This is a genomic window from Rhizobium sp. 01T437 (assembly GCF_056398505.1).
In genome coordinates this window covers 21787-39598 of sequence record NZ_JBFTPM010000006.1, presented here as the reverse complement: position 1 = coordinate 39598, position 17812 = coordinate 21787, and the positions used below count along the sequence as shown (strand labels likewise).

The 17812-nt window shown below is 60.6% G+C and carries 17 protein-coding genes; 12 read left to right on the top strand and 5 right to left on the bottom strand.

What is annotated here, in order from left to right; all coding sequences use genetic code 11:
• Positions 1-408: 408 nt before the first annotated feature.
• Both AC1DM5_RS13230 and AC1DM5_RS13225 read left to right on the top strand, forming a co-directional pair.
• The gene (locus AC1DM5_RS13230; RefSeq protein ID WP_477818935.1) at positions 409-1113 is read left to right on the top strand and encodes a response regulator transcription factor; all 705 of its coding nucleotides are present in this window, start codon (positions 409-411) and stop codon (positions 1111-1113) included.
• A gap of 30 nt (positions 1114-1143) precedes the next feature.
• Positions 1144-1581 carry a response regulator gene (locus tag AC1DM5_RS13225; protein WP_007821076.1) on the top strand — a complete coding sequence of 146 codons (438 nt, stop codon included), beginning with the start codon at positions 1144-1146 and terminating at the stop codon, positions 1579-1581.
• Positions 1582-1647: 66 nt separating this feature from the next.
• Here AC1DM5_RS13225 and AC1DM5_RS13220 read toward each other — a convergent pair whose 3' ends face one another.
• The 4 genes from AC1DM5_RS13220 to ybaL form a co-directional block, all read right to left on the bottom strand.
• Complete coding sequence (locus AC1DM5_RS13220) at positions 1648-2364, bottom strand: sensor histidine kinase (RefSeq protein WP_477818934.1); 717 nt, start codon at positions 2362-2364, stop codon at positions 1648-1650.
• A gap of 96 nt (positions 2365-2460) precedes the next feature.
• Positions 2461-5013, bottom strand: a complete 2553-nt coding sequence (gene secD / locus AC1DM5_RS13215) for a protein translocase subunit SecD (protein WP_477818933.1) — start codon at positions 5011-5013, stop codon at positions 2461-2463.
• Between the two features lie 94 nt (positions 5014-5107).
• Complete coding sequence (locus tag AC1DM5_RS13210) at positions 5108-5527, bottom strand: hypothetical protein (RefSeq protein ID WP_477818932.1); 420 nt, start codon at positions 5525-5527, stop codon at positions 5108-5110.
• A 15-nt stretch (positions 5528-5542) separates the two neighbouring features.
• Positions 5543-7363, bottom strand: coding sequence for a YbaL family putative K(+) efflux transporter (gene ybaL / locus AC1DM5_RS13205; protein ID WP_477818931.1), 1821 nt, complete (start codon positions 7361-7363; stop codon positions 5543-5545).
• A gap of 34 nt (positions 7364-7397) precedes the next feature.
• Here ybaL and AC1DM5_RS13200 point away from each other — a divergent pair, with 34 nt between their 5' ends.
• Entirely contained in the window at positions 7398-7703 is a 306-nt protein-coding gene (locus AC1DM5_RS13200) for a helix-turn-helix domain-containing protein (RefSeq protein WP_477818930.1), read from the top strand.
• Between the two features lie 6 nt (positions 7704-7709).
• On the opposite strand, the gene AC1DM5_RS13195 is transcribed toward AC1DM5_RS13200, so the two are convergent.
• Positions 7710-9134 (bottom strand): ArnT family glycosyltransferase, encoded by a 1425-nt coding sequence (locus AC1DM5_RS13195; protein ID WP_477818929.1) that lies wholly within the window; start codon positions 9132-9134, stop codon positions 7710-7712.
• A 649-nt stretch (positions 9135-9783) separates the two neighbouring features.
• Between AC1DM5_RS13195 and AC1DM5_RS13190 the strand changes: the two genes are divergently transcribed.
• From AC1DM5_RS13190 to cheD, 9 genes are all read left to right on the top strand, one after another.
• Positions 9784-11412 (top strand): globin-coupled sensor protein, encoded by a 1629-nt coding sequence (locus AC1DM5_RS13190; RefSeq protein WP_477818928.1) that lies wholly within the window; start codon positions 9784-9786, stop codon positions 11410-11412.
• Between the two features lie 63 nt (positions 11413-11475).
• Positions 11476-11772, top strand: coding sequence for an STAS domain-containing protein (locus tag AC1DM5_RS13185; RefSeq protein WP_007821057.1), 297 nt, complete (start codon positions 11476-11478; stop codon positions 11770-11772).
• Entirely contained in the window at positions 11769-12134 is a 366-nt protein-coding gene (cheY1, locus tag AC1DM5_RS13180) for a chemotaxis response regulator CheY1 (RefSeq protein WP_003570362.1), read from the top strand. The genes AC1DM5_RS13185 and cheY1 overlap by 4 nt, the downstream gene beginning before the upstream one ends.
• 18 nt (positions 12135-12152) lie before the next feature.
• Positions 12153-14447 carry a chemotaxis protein CheA gene (locus AC1DM5_RS13175; protein WP_477818927.1) on the top strand — a complete coding sequence of 765 codons (2295 nt, stop codon included), beginning with the start codon at positions 12153-12155 and terminating at the stop codon, positions 14445-14447.
• A 6-nt stretch (positions 14448-14453) separates the two neighbouring features.
• Positions 14454-14921 carry a chemotaxis protein CheW gene (locus AC1DM5_RS13170; protein ID WP_477818926.1) on the top strand — a complete coding sequence of 156 codons (468 nt, stop codon included), beginning with the start codon at positions 14454-14456 and terminating at the stop codon, positions 14919-14921.
• Positions 14918-15829 carry a protein-glutamate O-methyltransferase CheR gene (gene cheR, locus AC1DM5_RS13165; RefSeq protein WP_477818925.1) on the top strand — a complete coding sequence of 304 codons (912 nt, stop codon included), beginning with the start codon at positions 14918-14920 and terminating at the stop codon, positions 15827-15829. The genes AC1DM5_RS13170 and cheR overlap by 4 nt, the downstream gene beginning before the upstream one ends.
• Positions 15826-16872: a protein-glutamate O-methylesterase CheB gene (gene cheB / locus AC1DM5_RS13160; protein WP_477818924.1), complete on the top strand. Its 1047-nt coding sequence runs from the start codon at positions 15826-15828 to the stop codon at positions 16870-16872. The genes cheR and cheB overlap by 4 nt, the downstream gene beginning before the upstream one ends.
• Entirely contained in the window at positions 16872-17261 is a 390-nt protein-coding gene (locus AC1DM5_RS13155) for a response regulator (RefSeq protein WP_007816129.1), read from the top strand. Before cheB ends, AC1DM5_RS13155 begins: the two co-directional genes overlap by 1 nt.
• Complete coding sequence (cheD, locus tag AC1DM5_RS13150) at positions 17258-17812, top strand: chemoreceptor glutamine deamidase CheD (protein ID WP_007816127.1); 555 nt, start codon at positions 17258-17260, stop codon at positions 17810-17812. Before AC1DM5_RS13155 ends, cheD begins: the two co-directional genes overlap by 4 nt.

The following is a 17812-nucleotide window of genomic DNA, read 5'->3' as shown; positions in this document are numbered from 1 at the left end:
CAGAATGCACAATTGACAAGCCTGGCAGTGCATTTCAAACTGCAGCCGAAGAGAAGAAAACCAAAAAGCACTGAGAGAGCCGCCCGATCCCTGTTCGCCGCCACGAACGTCAGCCAACCCCTTAGCTGATGGCCCGACCGGCTCTCCCGCGCTTACTTCTGGCACTGTCTTCCGCATCCATGGATGTTGAATACGGAGAGATTGGGATACCTAGGTAAGAGCTACTATCGAGTAAACTGTCCTACGCATCACCTGTAGTTGAGATGTCTCCGCCTGCGATATCGAAAGTCCCCATTTCGTTATCGATCATCAACCATCTCGCAATTTTTGTAGCTGTTCGCGTTTAAGACGTATATCCCAAGATTTCGGGATCGTCGGAATGAGAATTGGGGAGGAGGAAGGGTGGGAATGACCAGTGCTGCCGCAGTTCCCTTTCATGCCGGTCCGGAACTTAGCCGGGCTATCAATCGCACGGATTTTTTTCGCCTGCTGAAGGCGGCCGCACAGCACTACAATTTCGACAATTTTACTCTGGCGCGCATTTCGGAGGCTGCAACTCCTTTCGGCGAACGCGATGTCGTCATCACCAATGTCGTCGAACGGCGCATGAGCCTCTTTGTCAAGACTCTCAAGGAAGCGCTGGGAACCGCCAAGGCGCGGACGGCGCAGTTTTTGACGACGCCAGTGCATGGAAAAAGTGCGACGATAGAAGGCTACCCGTCTGATCTCGTCTTTAATGAATTCAGCGGCAACACATTCCTTTTCATTCCACTGTTTACGCCGGAAGGACGTCGCTACTGCCTGGTGCTCGCCGGCCAGCGTCAGGAGCCGGACCAGGGCGAGGTGGCGGATATTCTGCTCGATGCCATGCGCATCTTCGACAAGCTGTATGAGGAAATCCTGACGCAGGAAATATCCGGTCGGCTCACGCAGCGCGAAACCGAAATCGTCAAGTGGACGAGCGAAGGCAAGACCTCTGCAGAGATCGCCATCATCCTCGGCCTTTCGGAACACACGGTCAATTCCCATATCACGGCCGCAGTCCGGAAACTCGATGCCGTCAACCGCGTTCATATGGTGGCGATTGCGTTGCGGAACGGTCTGGTTTCGTGAGCTGGTTTCATTTCGGGGAAAGCTGAAACGATGAGTGCGGAAGCAACGCGCAGGAATGCCGTAAAGGTATTATTCGTCGATGACGAGTTTATCGAATTCCGTTCGCTCAAAAAGAAGATCGCCGATCTCTCCGAACCGCGTGTCGATGTCGAATATTCTCAATCGATTGGCGATGCGCTGGACAAGATAAAGGCCGCTCGATTCGATCTCATCCTTCTCGACAACCGCCTGTTGCCGAATGCTGATTTTCGCGAGACCGTGCCTGAACTTCGGGGCATCGGCTATACGGGCCCGATCGGTGTCGTCTCGACCGATATATCGGGTAACTATTTCCAGGAATTCCCCGATTACGGCGTCGATTTCCGCATCGGCAAAGATGAGATCGACGTCCAGACGCTACAGCACATCATCCGGGAGTACGTGACCTATGATGTCCCGGATTTCTGGAAAGATGATTACAGCATCTGACCGGAAAGCCTGATGCTTGGCCTCCAAGAGTTAGAGCGCCGTGCGTCCGAATGAACGCACGGCGCCCTAAGCCGGCAGGCGGATCGCAAAGCGGCTGCCGCTCTCATCGGAATGGTCGAGCCTGATATCACCGCCGAACGCGCCGAGCAGGTCCCTCGTGGTCGTCAGGCCAAGCCCCGGTCCGGGCACGCTGCCTGCTTTCGGCAACTTCCAGAAGGCATCGAAGATCTTCTCCCGATAGGCAGGTTCGATGCCGCAGCCGTTGTCGGCAACGATGACGCGCCAATCCGCACCTTCCCGTGCGGCCGTCACGGTGACATGCGGCGCTGCGGCGCCATGATATGTCAGCGCATTGGAGAAGAGGTGCCTCAGAACAATGGTCAGAAGTGCTGCATCGCTGCGGATGAGAGGTAGATTGTCCGCATCAAGTGTCGCGCCGCTCACCGGAAATTCCTCCAGCGACTGCTTCCACGCCTCTTGCGCAACGTCGGTGAGGCGCACGTCGCTGATGGTGATCTGCGGTGTCGTTCCCGCAAGGCTCATCAATGCCTTGGTCAGCCGCTGCGCCGTCTGGGCCTTGTCCATGATCATCCTGAGGCTCTGCAACTGTTCGCTGTCGAGCGTCGGCTCCAGATCGTCGAGCAGCATTTCCGCATACATGGCGATATGGCGGAGCGGCGATTGCAGGTCGTGCGAGGCGGTCGCAAGGAAGCGTTTGATGCGCTCCTCCTGATCGCCAGTGGAACCGGTTGCCGGCTTTTTCGCCGTCGGGTTGGAAGACATTTGGCGGTGCTCCCGATCTCTTTGAACCGAACATAGAAAGAGGGCGCCGGCTGTGCAACCGGCGCCCTCTCCAAGTCCACCTTAAATATTGGCGGTTTAGCCTGCCGTTTTGCGCGGCTGGCCTGCATCCGGCGGAATGATTTCCACGGCTGCATCGTTCGAAGCTGCCACTGCCTTGGCATGGCGGCGGCGCCAGTCGCCGAGGAAGAGCAGGATCGGCGCTGCGATGAAGACCGACGATGCAGCGGCGACGAGAATGCCGAAAGCCATCGGTACAGCGAAGCTTTCCACCGCACTGCCGCCCCAGATTGCCATCGGCAGGAGCGAGAGGAAGGCTGTCGCATTGGTGTAGAGGCTTCGGGCCAACGTCTCGTTGATCGACTTGTCGATGATCTCGCGCAGCGGCATCGACTTGTAGAGGCGCATGTTTTCACGCATGCGGTCGTAGACGACGACCTTGTCGTTCACCGAGTAGCCGACGAGCGTCAGGATGGCGGCGATAGCCGTTAGGTTGAAGTCGAGACCCGTCAGCGCGAAGAAGCCGATCACCTTCGTCACGTCGAGCACGAGCGTGACGATGGCGCCGACCGCGAAAGGCCATTCGAAGCGGTACCAGATGTAGAACAGCATCGCGAGGCTGGCGATCACGACGGACAGGATACCTGCCCAGGCAAGCTCGCCGCTGACCTTCGGACCGATGACATCGGTGCCGGTGACGGTTGCCGACGGGTCGATCTTGACGATCTCGGCCTTGAGCTTGGTCACCGCTGCAGTCTGTGCCTCTTCGCCGCCTTCCTGGCGCTGCGCGCGCACCAGCATCGTGTTGTTGTCACCGAAGGACTGCAGGGCCACTTCGCCGAGGCCGAGGCTGTTCAGTTCTTCGCGGAAGCGGCCGAGATCGGCAGCGTCCTGTGTCTTCACCGACATCTGGATACCGCCACGGAAATCGACGCCGTAGTTAAGGCCCGGATAGATGAAGAGTGCGATCGAGGCGATCGACAGCAATGCGGAGACGGTCACGCCGAGGAAGCGGGCCTTCATGAACTGGATATGCTTGTCGTAGGGGCTGAAGAAGGAGAACATCGGCTTGATGTTGATCGTCTTCATCTTCTGGCGGCGGGTGATCTCGATCATCGTGACGCGCACGAAGGCGACCGAGGTGAACATCGAGATGATCAGGCCGAGCGCCATGGTTACGGCAAAGCCGCGAACTGGGCCGGAGCCGAACCAGAACAGGACGGCTGCGGCGATCAGCGCCGTCATGTTGCCGTCGATGATGGTCGAATAGGCGCGGCGGAAGCCGGTGTCGATTGCCGCAAAGGCGCTCTTGCCCTTGCGGCTTTCTTCGCGGATGCGCTCGTTGATCAGGACGTTCGCGTCGACCGCAAGGCCGATGCCGAGCACGACGCCGGCGATGCCGGGCAGCGTCAGCGTCGCGCCGACAAGCGTCAGCGCCGAGAAGGTCAGGATCGTGTGGATGAGAAGCGCGGTGTTCGCCAGAATACCCCAGGTGCCGTAGAGCACGAAGATGAAGGCGGCGACGAGCGCGAAACCTACGACGCCGGCATAGAGGCCCATCCGGATCGCATCCGCGCCAAGGTCGGCGCCGACGGTGCGTTCTTCGATGACGGTGAGTTTGGCGGGCAGGGCGCCGGCGCGCAGCATGGCGGCGAGCGTGTTGGCGCTATCAGTCGAGAAGTTGCCCGAGATCTGGCCGGAACCGCCGGTGATCGGCTCGCGAATGACGGGCGCGCTCAGCACCTTGTCGTCGAGGACGATCGCGAAGGGATTGCCGACGTTCTGGCGGGTAATTTCGGCAAAGCGGGTTGCACCGGCGCTGTCGAAGCGGAAGGTGACGACCGGCTGCTGGCTCTGGTCGAAGCTGACGCGGGCATCCGAGAGGCGGTCGCCTGAAATCTCGACGCGGTCGAGAACCGGGTAGCTGTTGCCCTCGTCATCCTTCATGATCGTCACACCCGGACCGGCCTGGCCGTTCGGGGCGAGCATGTGGAAGGACATCTTGGCGGTGGAGCCGAGAAGCTCGCGAAGACGAGATGGATCCTGCGCACCAGGAAGCTGCACGAGAATGCGGTTTGCGCCGATGCGCTGGATCGTCGGCTCGGCAACGCCGACTTGGTCGACGCGCTGGCGGATGACTTCAAGGCTCTGTGTGACGGCATTGTCGACATTCGTCGAAATACCGGCCGGGGAGAAGCCGATGGTGATGTTGCCGCCGTCAGCGGTGACCGAAAGGTCCGACTGGCCGGCGCTGATGCCACTGGCGATCGTATTGCCGAGCGTGCGAAGCTGAGTGACGGCCGCATCGCTTTGCGACGGATCTGCGAGCGAAACAACGATGTTGTTGTTGTTGCGGACGACCGACTTAGGCTGGATGTTCTTTTCGCGCAGCACACGGCGTGCGTCCTGCAGGAGCGAATTCAGGCGCTCCTTGGTGAGGTCGGCTTCATCGACTTCGAGCACGAGGTGCGAACCACCGCGAAGGTCGAGACCGAGAGAAACCTGGCTGTGCGGCAGCCAGGAGGGGATGCGCTGCAGCACGCTCTGCGGCAGCGCATTCGGCAGGGCGATCAACAGGCCGAGCACGATGATCACCGTATAGGTGAACACCAGCCATGGTGAATTGCGCATGTTTTAAATCCTTGGATAATGCTTGGGCCGGCGCAACCGCGCTGCGGCATGTCTACATGTCTATTGGATCAGAAGCGCCCGAAGGCGACGTGATTCAGGCAACCTGCGGCGGTGCGCGGGGCTGGTGAGCCCGGGCAGCGACAGGGCGCAGCGGGGTCTCGAATTCAGAGGCCGGAGCGGCTTGGCACCAGTCGGCGAATTGCAGTGCGGGTGCGGCATTCAGCGATGCCGGGCCGGCATCGTGGACCTGTTGCTTCGGCGCCACCTTGCGGTCGCTGATCAGCAGGCCGCGAATGGCATCGCGCGCAGTCACCTGCGTCTGCTGCGAATCCCGGCTGGAGGAAGACAGGCTGTTCGGCGCCGATGAAGGGCCGATGACAATATTGCCGCCGAAGAGCAGGCCGAGATAGGCGACGATCGCAACGACGACGGAAGCGGCAATACGGCTTGCCAGACGGCGCTGTTCCAGCACCGTCTCCCCTGTCTCTGCGATTTCTCTCCCAAATCGGCTCAAAGGCGCGGCAATCTCTCATTCTTTTTCAGGCGGATGTTCCACCGATGGCACGATTGTACCAGCCGAAGGTCCGTCTTCATAGGGTGCACTGTCATGATGCACTTGGGCGAGCCGGTCAACCATGCCAAGCGCAATTTCCCGCTCTCCCATGATCACCGTGTCGGCGCCGTATTGCCGCAGTTCGTCCACTTCGGCGTCGGAATGGGCGCGTGCAACGATCAGGATCGATGGATTGATGGTACGGCCCTGCTCGGCAATGCTACAGGCCTCGAAGGCGTTTGGGATGGCGATGACAAGGCTGCGGGCGCCTGCAATGTTGGCGAGATCAAGTGTTTCGCGAGAAACGGCGTTGCCGGGGACGACTTCGACGCCTTGCGCGCGCAATTCGATGATGCGCTTGTCTGAATCCTCGATGACGAGGAAGGGCGTGCCCGATGATTTGAGATTCTGGCCGACGATGCTGCCGACACGGCCGTAACCAATAAGGATCGCATGGCGGTTCAGCGCCGTCGGATGGACCTCGTCGCTATCGGCCGCAGCCTCTTCCGGTGCCGGCGAAACCTCAGTGGCCGGAGCAGTCTCAGTGGCCGGTTCCTCGCGCTTCGGGCTTTCCAGCAGTGGCCGGATGCGATCGCAGACGAAGAAGAGCAGCGGGTTGATGATGATCGAGATGATCGCGCCGGCAAGGATAAGGTCGCGCCCTTCCTCCGGCAGCAAGCCGAGATCGACGCCGAGGGCGGCGAGAATGAAGGAAAATTCGCCGATCTGCCCGAGGCTCGCCGAGATCGTCAGCGCCGTACTGACCGGCTTCTTGAAAAGCAGGACGATCAGGAAGGCTGCGATCGACTTGCCGATCACGATGATGAAGACCGTCGCAAGCACCGGCAACGGCCGCTCGATCAGGATGTTCGGATCGAAGAGCATGCCGACGGAGACAAAGAAGAGCACCGCGAAGGCATCGCGAAGCGGCAGGCTTTCCTGGGCGGCGCGATGGCTAAGCTCGCTCTCGGCGAGAACCATGCCGGCAAAGAAGGCGCCGAGCGCCAGCGATACGCCGAAAAGCTTGGATGCGCCGAAGGCGACACCAAGAGCAATTGCCAGCACGCCGAGGCGGAAGAGTTCACGCGAACCGGTGTGAGCGATGCGGTGCATGGTCCAGGGGATGAGCTTGCGGCCGAAGACCAGCATCAGGGCGACGAACAGCGCCACTTTGACCAGCGTCATGGCGATGATGCCGCCGACGCCGAGATCGAGGCCGAAAAGCCGGTTGAGGCCCGCCGAGAGAGGCTCGACTGGGCCATGACCATCGCCGGTGATGCTGGCGGCCGCCGGGATGAGCACCAGCGCAAGCACCATGGCAAGGTCTTCGACAATCAGCCAGCCGACTGCGATGCGCCCACGCTCTGTCTCGACGAGACGCCGCTCCTGCAGGGCTTTCAGCAGCACGACCGTGGAGGCGACGGAAAGCGCTAGGCCGAACACGAGGCTGCCGCCCGTCGGCCATCCCATGAAAGCGCCAAGACCCCAGCCGAGCAGCGTGGCAAAGCCGATCTGCACAACCGCACCCGGCACCGCGATGCCGCGCACGGAAAGCAGGTCCTTGAGTGAGAAATGCAGGCCGACGCCGAACATCAGCAGGATGACGCCGATTTCCGCAAGCTCAGGCGCAAGGCTCTGATCGGCAACGAAACCCGGCGTATGCGGACCGACGAGAACGCCTGCGACAAGATATCCTACGAGGGGAGGCAGGCGCAGGCGATTGGCGATCGCGCCCAGGATAAATGCCAGCACAAGGCCGCCGACGATTGTTGAAATCAAAGGCGTATCGTGGGGCATCGCTCTCTCCCGATCTGGAAATCCTGTTCAAAACATGACATATATGATTTATATTGACCAATATGGGTGGTTTGAAATTATGGGTCAAGGTGCAAAAGAAACAATTCTGACGCCCGCTTTGTGCCGCGCGGCTCGTGGTCTGCTTGATTGGACGCAGGCAGACCTCGCCGAGAAGGCTGCCGTCTCCCGTAGCACGATACGCGACTATGAAGGCCGTCACCACGAAATCCATCGTGCGACGGAGGCGCAGCTGCGCCTTGCCTTCGAGGAGGGTGGCGTAAAATTTGTCGAAATAGAAGGCTGCGGAACCGGCCTCTGCCTGCCCGGCCCCGTGAACTGAGCTGTTTTAGGGCTGCATCAGGCAGGCCGCACCGGCCTTATAGACATAGATCGTATCGCCCCTGTAGTTGCCTTTTTCCGGCTGCCAGCTTTTCAGCATTTCCGGCGTTTCGTTCGCGCAACTCAGCAGCTTGGAGGTCAGGAACAGAACCTGCCCGCTGGTATCGGCCGGGAGCGCAAATTCCTGTTCGTAATAGCTGTCCGGCAGATCGGCCGGCGGACGGGCATAGATCTTGTAGGGTGCGGCTCTCAGCGTGTGGAAGAGATCGGCGACCATGTCCCTGTTGTCGGTGACGATGATGCCGGTGCCGGCCTGCGCGGCGAGATCGGCGGCTGCGCGGCTTACTTCGGCCCGGCCGAGATAGCGCTGCATGACTTCCTTGCCGTTTGGTAGCACCAGTTGATGTGCGAAGATCGTTGCGAAGGGGAAGAGCAGGCAGGCAACGCCATTGATGGTGAGCGAGGTTCTGAGACCTTTCGGCCACAGGCGGTGAAGCAGCCAGACCGCCAGCACGATACCCGCCACATAGGCCGTGACGCCCCAATTGGCATAGGCCTTGGCGACGGTCGCCTGCAGGGTAATGAGCAGCACGACCGGGATCGAGAGCCAGACGAGCATCTTCTCACGCGGCTCGCTGCGGCCGCGGATCATGTTCCAGACAGCCCAGAGCATGGCGAAGAAGACGATCGGGCCGACGACGCCGAACTGCGCGGAGAAGAATTCCAGCCCGCCGCGAATATTGCTGCCGAGATCGTTCCAGTGGGCGATATCCTGCGTATGGCGTACTGTCGTATTGTTGTTCTGGAGGTTCCACCACAGATTCGGGAACGCGATGACCGCGGAGGTGACGACCGCGATGATGAAATCGCGCACCGAAATACGCGCCGCCGGAATGAGCAGCAGCGCAATCGCTCCGCCGGGCACAAGGAAGAGCACGGCATATTTCGTAAGAAACGCCAACCCGACACCGACACCCATGAGAAGTGCAAGCCCGACGGAGCGACGCTGCGTCAGCTCGAAATAGGCAATGAGCGCAATGGCTATGAAGAAGAGCAGGATGACGTCGGTGGAGAAGAAGACCGAAGAAAGCGCAACCGCCGGCAGCGTGATATAGGTCGCGCCGACCCAGCCTTCGATCTCAGGCCCGATGAAGCGCTTTGCCATTTTCATCAGCACCAGCGCGGTCGCCATGTGGAAGAGGGGGCCGGGAAGCCGCAGCCAGTAAATGTCGCTGGAGCCGGCAAGCTCGGTGAAGATCCTGAGCACCCAGGCGATCATCGGCGGCTTGGAATAATAGCCGAAATCGAGATTTTGCGACCAGAACCAGTATTGCGCCTCATCGACGAAAAGGTCCGTCGTATCGAAATGCAGCGTCACGATGCGGAAGATCGTAAACGCCAGAATGATGAGGAGGCCGGTCCGAGCTGACATAATCCCTTACTTCCGCTGACACAGGAGCGCGTGTCGATACACCAACGGTGCCGGGCTGCCAACGGGAAAGGTAAAGGGAGATTTAAGACGCAGTGGCCTCTTAGAAGACGCGAAGCGTGCGGTTGTCGCGGTGTGTCGCGATCAGATCGAGGAGGGCAAYGGCTGCGGCGATCGAGAGGGCGATCAGACAGGAACCCATTCCGAGAACTATCATTTCTCTTTCCTTATTGACGTCATGTCAGGCTCTATAAAACGGGTCTATAACATAAAGCTTGCGTGTGCCTTGTAGCAGCGATGCAACTCTGCGCCAGTATTTGCTAGGTGAACTCTCCCAATTGTCTCAAAAGCTACCGGCGGGAATGGCTTATTAACCTTCAAGCAAGGAATTAACCATAAACATTGGGTTACACGTCGGAATGGGAAGATGCACTCGTTCCCACCAGGCATGACGCCGTACCGCCGTACCGGGTCGATCCGGTATCCATCTTCTTCAGGCAACTCCGAAACAGAATTGCTGATCAGGAGGCTTCAGTCCCCGGTTGCGACCGGTGGCGAAGAGCATCTCTGCGTATCGCATTCATCGGAAGCTGCGAAGGTTTTTGGCCGGGTTCGCCCGGAAAGTGGTTGGGGATAGGCGTTGAGGCAGGATATGCCATCAGATCAGGCTCGTGGAGCACAGGCAGGCAGCCTGCGCGACCGCCTGCGCTTTGCCGGCCTCGACTCCGACCAGTGCGAGATGGTTCGCCGTAACCGGCCCGCCCTTGAAGCCCATCTGAAGGCCGGCCTGCGCGATCTCTTCCATCGTTTCCAGTCCTTCCCGGATGCCTCGCGCAATTTCGAGAGCGAGCGTCAGATCGAGCGTCTCCACGACCTGCAGTCCTCGCACTGGGACGTGCTCACGGATGCGCGTTTCGACAGCCTCTATGCGGAGCGCGTCAAGGTTCTCTCCGATACCGAAAGCAAGATCGGCCTCGACCCTCGCTGGCACGTGGCCGGCCACGGCGTCATGCTGGAACACGTGATTTCCGGTCTGGCCGATGAGCTGGCCGGCCGCCCGGTACTGCCGTCGGCCAAGCGGCGAGCGCGCGAGATCACTGACCTGATGACCTCAATCATCCGCATCGTCATGGTCGATGTCGAAATCGCCGTCTCGCTGCGCTTCAACGCGCTGCGCTCCACGCAGCAGCGTGCACTCGCCGATCAGCGTGCCGAAGGTGAAGCGGAAGTCGCCCGCATCTTCAGCGATGTCATCGAAGGCCTGTCGGCCCGCGACTTGACGCAGCGCGCACCGGTCGATGGCGCTCACACCGACATTGCTGCCGCGCTGAACGCGGCACTCGACAACCTCCAGACGGAATTTGCCGCGATTGCAGAACGCAATGCGAAGGCTGAGGCCGCAACACAATCGCTCGCCGGCGCATCCCGCAGCTTCGCCGGCAATGCTTCCGGTCAGGCCGGGCGCCTGCAGCTTTCCGCCGCCGCCCTTGCCGGCATCGCCGAGCGAGTCCGTGAGGGTGCAGCTGGCAGCCGCGCCGCCGAACAGGCCGCTGCCGCGACGCGTGCGGCCGTCGAGGAAAGCGGCGAGGTCGTCGGCCGCGCGATCAGCGCCATGGCTGATATCGAACAGTCTGCGGAGAAGATCGGCCAAATTATCGGTGCAATCGACGAGATTGCCTTCCAGACGAACCTGCTCGCTTTGAACGCCGGCATCGAAGCTGCCCGCGCCGGCGAATCCGGCCGCGGCTTTGCCGTCGTGGCGCAGGAAGTGCGGGCGCTCGCCCAGCGCTCCGCAGAAGCTGCCCGTGAAATCAAGACGCTGGTGACCACCACCAAGACGCAGGTGGATGCCGGCGTGCAGATGGTCGGCCGCACACAGGATTCGATTGCCAGCATCGTCCGCCAGGTGACCGACATCAATGCCGCAATCGCTGGTATCGCAGGCGAGACGGGTGAACACGCCGCCGGTCTCGAAGCCGTGACCGCAGACGTTAAGGACCTCGGCGGCGAAGTCGCCGACAATGCCGGCTTTGCGGAACGTTCGGCCGAAGGCGCCGATCATCTTCACACGGTCATTCTGGAACTGGGCCAGACGATCCGTGAATTCCGCGTCGCGCGGGAAAATGCCTATGCAACCCGGCCTCATCAGGTGCGTGTTTCTGCCTCCCGGACGGTTGCGATCGCAGCTCGCCCGGAAGTGGTCGAAGACGATTACGAAAATGACGATTTCAGCATGCTTCAGCCTCTCGCAAGCGCCGGAGGTGGGCGGAATGTTTACTAACCTATCGGATTATAACGCCGGCTCGCTTTCGCGGGTTGGGGACAAGGGGACAAGGAAAAGCTGATGGCAGCAAAGAAGAGTGCCAAGACGCTGGAGTTGCCAGCGGTTCTTGATCTCAATGAGGCTTCCGCATTGCGCGACAAGCTTCTCTCCATGCGAGGAAACCCTCTGGCGATCGATGCTTCGGCAGTCGAACGCATCGGCGCTCTTTGCGCCCAGGTTCTGATGGCCGCCGAGAAGACCTGGGACCAGGACAAGCAGTCGATCACCTTCTCGAAGGTGTCCGACGCATTTCAAAAAACCATGCAGCTGGTTGGCGTCAATATCGACCATCTGCTTGCCAAGGAGATCCGGCAATGAAGAAGAAAGTACTGACGGTGGACGATTCCCGCACCATCCGAAACATGCTTCTCGTAACGCTGAACAATGCAGGTTTCGAGACGATCCAGGCTGAAGACGGCGTTGAAGGCCTCGAAGTTCTCGAAGAGTCCAATCCTGATGTCATCGTCACCGACATCAACATGCCGCGCCTCGATGGCTTCGGCTTCATCGAAGGTGTCCGTCGCAACGAGAAGTACCGTGCGATCCCGATCCTGGTGCTGACCACCGAAAGCGATGCGGAAAAGAAGAACCGCGCCCGCCAGGCTGGTGCCACCGGCTGGATCGTCAAGCCCTTCGACCCCGCCAAGCTGATCGATGCCATCGAGCGTGTAACCGCTTAAAGCCCAGGATTTGCTCCTATGGATATGAACGAAATCAAAGAGATCTTTTTCCAGGAGTGCGAGGAACAGCTCGCCGAACTGGAATCCGGTCTCCTGAAAATGAATGATGGCGATCGCGACCCGGAAACCGTCAATGCGGTCTTCCGCGCGGTGCATTCGATCAAGGGCGGTGCCGGCGCCTTTGGCCTGGATGACCTCGTCGCCTTCGCCCACGTCTTTGAGACCACACTTGATTGCGTTCGTTCCAACAAGCTTGAGCCTAACCAGGACGTCCTGAAGGTCATGCTGAAGTCGGCCGACGTGCTCGCCGACCTCACCAATGCTGCCCGCGATGGCGGCAGCGTCGATGAGAGCAGAAGCCGCGGCCTCGTCAAGGAACTGGAAGCGCTTGCAAATGGTGAGCTGCCGTCTCCGTCGGCAGTTTCCGATGCACCTGCGCCGAAGCCGGTCGCGAAGGCCGCTCCTGCTCCGGTTGCCGCAGCTCTCGCTCCCAAGCCGACCGACGAAAGCGGCTTCCAGCCGATCCCCTTCTCCTTCGGCGACTTTGGCGGCGAAGAAATGCCGATCGATCTGCCGGCTTACGAAATCACCTTCAAGCCGCGTTTCGAACTCTATTCGAAGGGCAATGACGCTACCCTTCTGCTGCGTGATCTCTCCCGCCTCGGCGAGATGAGCATCTACTGCAATACCGATGCGCTGCCGGGCCTCGATGAACTCGATGCAGAAGGTGCTTATTTCTTCTGGAATATTACGATCAAGACGGACAAGGGCGAAGATGCCATCCGTACCGTCTTCGAATTTGCAGAATGGGATTGCGATCTCACGATAAAGCCCGCCGAGGACGCAAAGCCCGGCGAGACCAACGAAGAGCTGCCGATGATCCCGGTTCCCTTCGATCTCTCGATCCTCGACGATGGCGCAACGGAAGCCTCTTCCGCTCCCGAGCCTAAGGCCGACGACACTGCCGCTGCCGTTGCCGCCGCTGAAACGGCGACCAACGTCACACAGATGGCCGCTGCCGCCGCGCGCGTCGAGAAGAAGGAATCTGCAGCCGCTGCTGCCGCCGCCGCAAGTGCCGCGGCAGCGAACAATGCCGCTGCCGGTGCAGGCCAGACGATCCGCGTCGATCTCGATCGCGTCGACCGTCTGATCAACCTCGTCGGCGAGCTTGTCATCAACCAGGCGATGCTCTCCCAGAGCGTCATCGAAAACGACACGACCGGCACGTCCTCGATCAACATGGGCCTCGAAGAGCTGCAGCAGCTCACCCGCGAGATCCAGGACTCGGTCATGGCGATCCGCGCCCAGCCCGTGAAGCCGGTCTTCCAGCGCATGTCGCGTATCGTCCGCGAAATCGCCGACATGACCGGCAAGTCGATCCGCCTGATCACCGAAGGTGAAAACACCGAAGTGGACAAGACGGTCATCGACAAGCTGGCCGAGCCGCTGACGCACATGATCCGCAACGCCGTCGACCACGGTATCGAAACGCCCGAAAAGCGTGCCGCCGCCGGCAAGAACACTGAAGGCACGGTCCGCCTCACGGCAAAGCATCGTTCGGGTCGCATCCTGATCGAGCTTGCCGACGACGGCGCCGGCATTAACCGCGAAAAGGTTCGCCAGAAGGCGATCCAGAACGATCTCATCCCGGCGGACGCCAACCTGTCGGATGAAGAAATCGACAACCTGATCTTCCTGCCGGGCTTCTCCACGGCCGACAAGATCTCCGACATCTCCGGCCGCGGCGTCGGCATGGACGTCGTCAAGCGCTCGATCCAGGCACTCGGCGGTCGTATCAACATCACCTCGAAGCCGGGCCACGGTTCGGTCTTCACCATGAGCCTGCCGCTGACGCTCGCCGTCCTCGACGGCATGGTGGTCACGGTTGCCGGCCAGACGCTGGTCGTACCGCTGACGGCCATCGTCGAGACCCTGCAGCCGGAAGCTGCTGCGATCCACTCCTTCGGTGCGAGCCACCGCCTGATCTCGATCCGCAACTCCTTCTGCCCGCTGGTCGATGTCGGTCGCATCCTGAACTTCCGCGCCACCCAGGCCAATCCGGTCGAAGGTGTCGCACTGCTCGTCGAATCGGAAGGCGGCGGTCAGCGCGCGCTCATGGTCGATGCGATCCAGGGTCAGCGCCAGGTCGTCATCAAGAGCCTCGAGGCGAATTACACCCACGTTCCGGGCATTGCCGCAGCAACCATCCTTGGCGACGGCCGCGTGGCCCTCATCCTGGACGTGGACGCAGTGGTCGGCGCCTCGCGCGGTCAGTCCCTGAAGGCTGAAATGTCTCTGGCGGCAGTAGGATAAGAGGCAATGTCGTACACGGCAAAAAATCTGACCCTCAGCGGAAGCGAACTCATCGCGTTTCGCATCGGCGATCAGGAATTCTGCGTGAACATCATGGCGGTCCGCGAGATCCGGGGCTGGACCCCGGCGACCGGAATGCCGCACTCGCCATCCTATATGGTGGGCGTCATCAATCTGCGTGGCGCAGTGATGCCGATCGTCGATCTGTCGGCCCGGCTCGGCATGAAGCCGACCGACCCGACGGCCCGTCACGTCATCATCGTCGCTCAGGTCCACAGCAAGGTGGTCGGCCTGCTGGTCGATGCGGTCTCCGACATCCTGACGGTGACTGAAAGTGACATCCAGCCGACGCCGGAGATCTCCTCGGACCTCCAGCGCCAGTTCGCCCGCGGCATTCTGTCGATCGAAAAGCGCATGATCTGCCTGATCGAACTCGAAGCCCTGTTCCCCGACATCGAAAGCGAAGCCGCATGAGTGCACTTGGCGTAAAAGATCAGAGGCAGACCGGTGCCGACGAGGTTCTGGCGAGCGGGGAATACCCGCTGACGCGCCGCGATCTCTCGGAAATCGCCGCCATGATCTATGCGGATGCCGGAATCTATCTCAATGAGACGAAGGCCTCGCTGGTCTACTCTCGTCTGTCGAAGCACATCCGCAATCTCGGCCTTTCGGGGTTTCGCGAATATTGCGAGCTTGTCGCCTCGCCGGCAGGGGCGGCCGCCCGGCGCGAGATGTTGTCGCACCTGACGACAAACTTTACGCGTTTCTTCCGCGAAAACCATCATTTCGAACACTTGCGTGACCACGTGCTGCCCGATCTTCTGAACCGGGCGCGCGCCGGCGGCCGTGTCCGGATCTGGTCGGCTGCGTCCTCGGATGGGCAGGAGCCCTATTCGATCGCACTGACCGTTCTGTCAATGATGCCGAACGCTGCCGACTACGACTTCAAGATTCTCGCGACCGACATCGACCCGAAGATCCTGGCGATCGCCCGGACCGGCGCCTACGACGAAAACGCGCTGGAAACCGTCTCGCCCGCCATGCGTAAGCAATGGTTTACGGAAGTCGAGATGCAGGGACGCCGCAAGTTCCAGGTCGACGACCGTGTGAAGCGCCTCATCACCTACAACGAGCTGAACCTGATGGCCCAGTGGCCGTTCAAGGGCAAGTTCGACGTCATCTTCTGCCGCAATGTCGTAATTTACTTCGACGAGCCGACGCAGATGAAGATCTGGCAGCGCTTTGCCGGCCTGCTGCCGGAGGGCGGCCATCTCTATATCGGCCACTCCGAGCGCGTCTCAGGCGAGGCCAAGCACGTTTTCGACAATATCGGCATCACCACCTATCGCTATACGACCAAGGGTATCGGGAGGAAGGCATGAGCGCTCCGGCAAGAGTTCTCGTCGTTGACGACTCACCGACCATGCGCGGCCTGATCTCGGCCGTCTTGAGTTCGGATCCCGAAGTCAGCGTCATAGGCCAGGCCGGCGACGCCATGGAGGCGCGCGAGGCGATCAAGCGGCTGAACCCCGATGTCTTAACGCTGGATATCGAGATGCCGAACATGAACGGCCTCGACTTCCTCGAAAAGATCATGCGCCTGCGGCCCATGCCCGTCATCATGGTCTCGACCATGACGCATCGTGGCGCGGAAGCGACACTCGCAGCCCTCGAAATCGGTGCCTTCGATTGCGTCGGCAAGCCGCAGCCGGGCGAGCCGCGCCCCTTCGGCGACCTCGTCGAGAAGGTAAAGGCTGCCGCCCGCACGCAGCGCAATTTCGCCAAGCCGGCCACGCCTGCCGCCGTCACGCCGCTCGCAGTCGCCGATTTCCGCGTCGGCCGCAAGATCGTGGCAATCGGTTCTTCGACCGGTGGCGTGGAAGCCCTGATCGCCGTGCTGCAGAAATTCCCGGCGAATTGCCCGCCGACCGTCATCACCCAGCATATGCCGCCGACCTTCACCAAGAGCTTTTCCGAACGGTTGAACCGCCTCTGTGCGCCGGTCGTGGAAGAAGCGACCGATGGTGCCCGTCTGGAGATCGGCAAGGTCTATCTTGCGCCTGGTGGCGAGCGTCATCTGCAGGTCTCCAATGCATCGGCGCCTTGCTGCCGGCTGGTCGAGCGGGGGCCGGTCAATGGCCATCGTCCATCGGTCGATGTGCTCTTCGATTCGGTTGCCGAACTCGCCGGACGCAATGCCGTCGGCGTGATCCTCACCGGCATGGGTCGCGACGGGGCCGCCGGGTTGTTAAAAATGCGACATGCAGGGGCCAGAACGCTCGGTCAGAACGAAAAAACCTGCGTCGTTTACGGAATGCCAAGAGTTGCCTACGAACTTGGCGCAGTTGAACAGCAGCTCCCGCTTGCTGCTATCGGCGAAGAAATATTGAAAATGACAGCCGCCCGAAAGGAAGGGACCGAATAATGTCGATCGCGGAGAAAATCAAAGTTCTGATCGTTGACGATCAGGTTACGAGCCGCCTGCTGCTTAGCGACGCGCTGACGCAGCTCGGCTTCAAGCAGATCACCTCCGCCGGTGATGGCGAGCAGGGTATGAAGATCATGGCGGAGCAGCCCCACCACCTCGTAATCTCGGACTTCAACATGCCGAAGATGGACGGCATCGGCTTCCTGCAGGCAGTCCGAAGCAACCCGAACACCAAGAAGGCGGCCTTCATCATCCTCACCGCACAGGGCGACCGTGCGCTGGTGACCAAAGCAGCGCAGCTCGGCGCAAACAACGTTCTGGCGAAGCCCTTCACCATCGAAAAGATGAAAGCGGCTATCGAAGCCGTGTTTGGAGCCCTGAAATGATCACTGAGGGTGCGGCCCGCCGCGTGCACATCATTCAGGGTGAATATAAGGTCCTGAGCGACCCGGATGCGGTGCTCACGACCATCCTTGGGTCGTGCGTGGCAGCCTGCCTCAGAGATCCTGTCGCTGGTGTTGGCGGCATGAACCACTTCCTGCTGCCGGGGACAGGCAACACCCCGATGACCGGCGGCGATGCCACGCGATACGGCGTACATCTCATGGAACTGCTGATCAACGGCCTCCTGAAAAAGGGCGCGCGACGCGACCGGCTGGAGGCCAAGATCTTCGGAGGAGCGAAGACGATCTCGACATTCTCGAATGTCGGTGAGCAGAACGCGGCCTTCGCCGTGCAGTTCCTTCGGGATGAAGGCATTCCGGTGGTCAGCTCCAGCACCGGCGGTGAGCATGGACGCAAGATCGAATATTGGCCGGTGTCCGGCCGTGCCCGGCAATACCCCCTGACCGGCGCCGAAACGCAGAAAACCGTCGCTCTCGAGCAGCGTCCCGCCGCTCCGCAGAAGCCCGCCGAGACCAGTATCGAATTCTTTTAA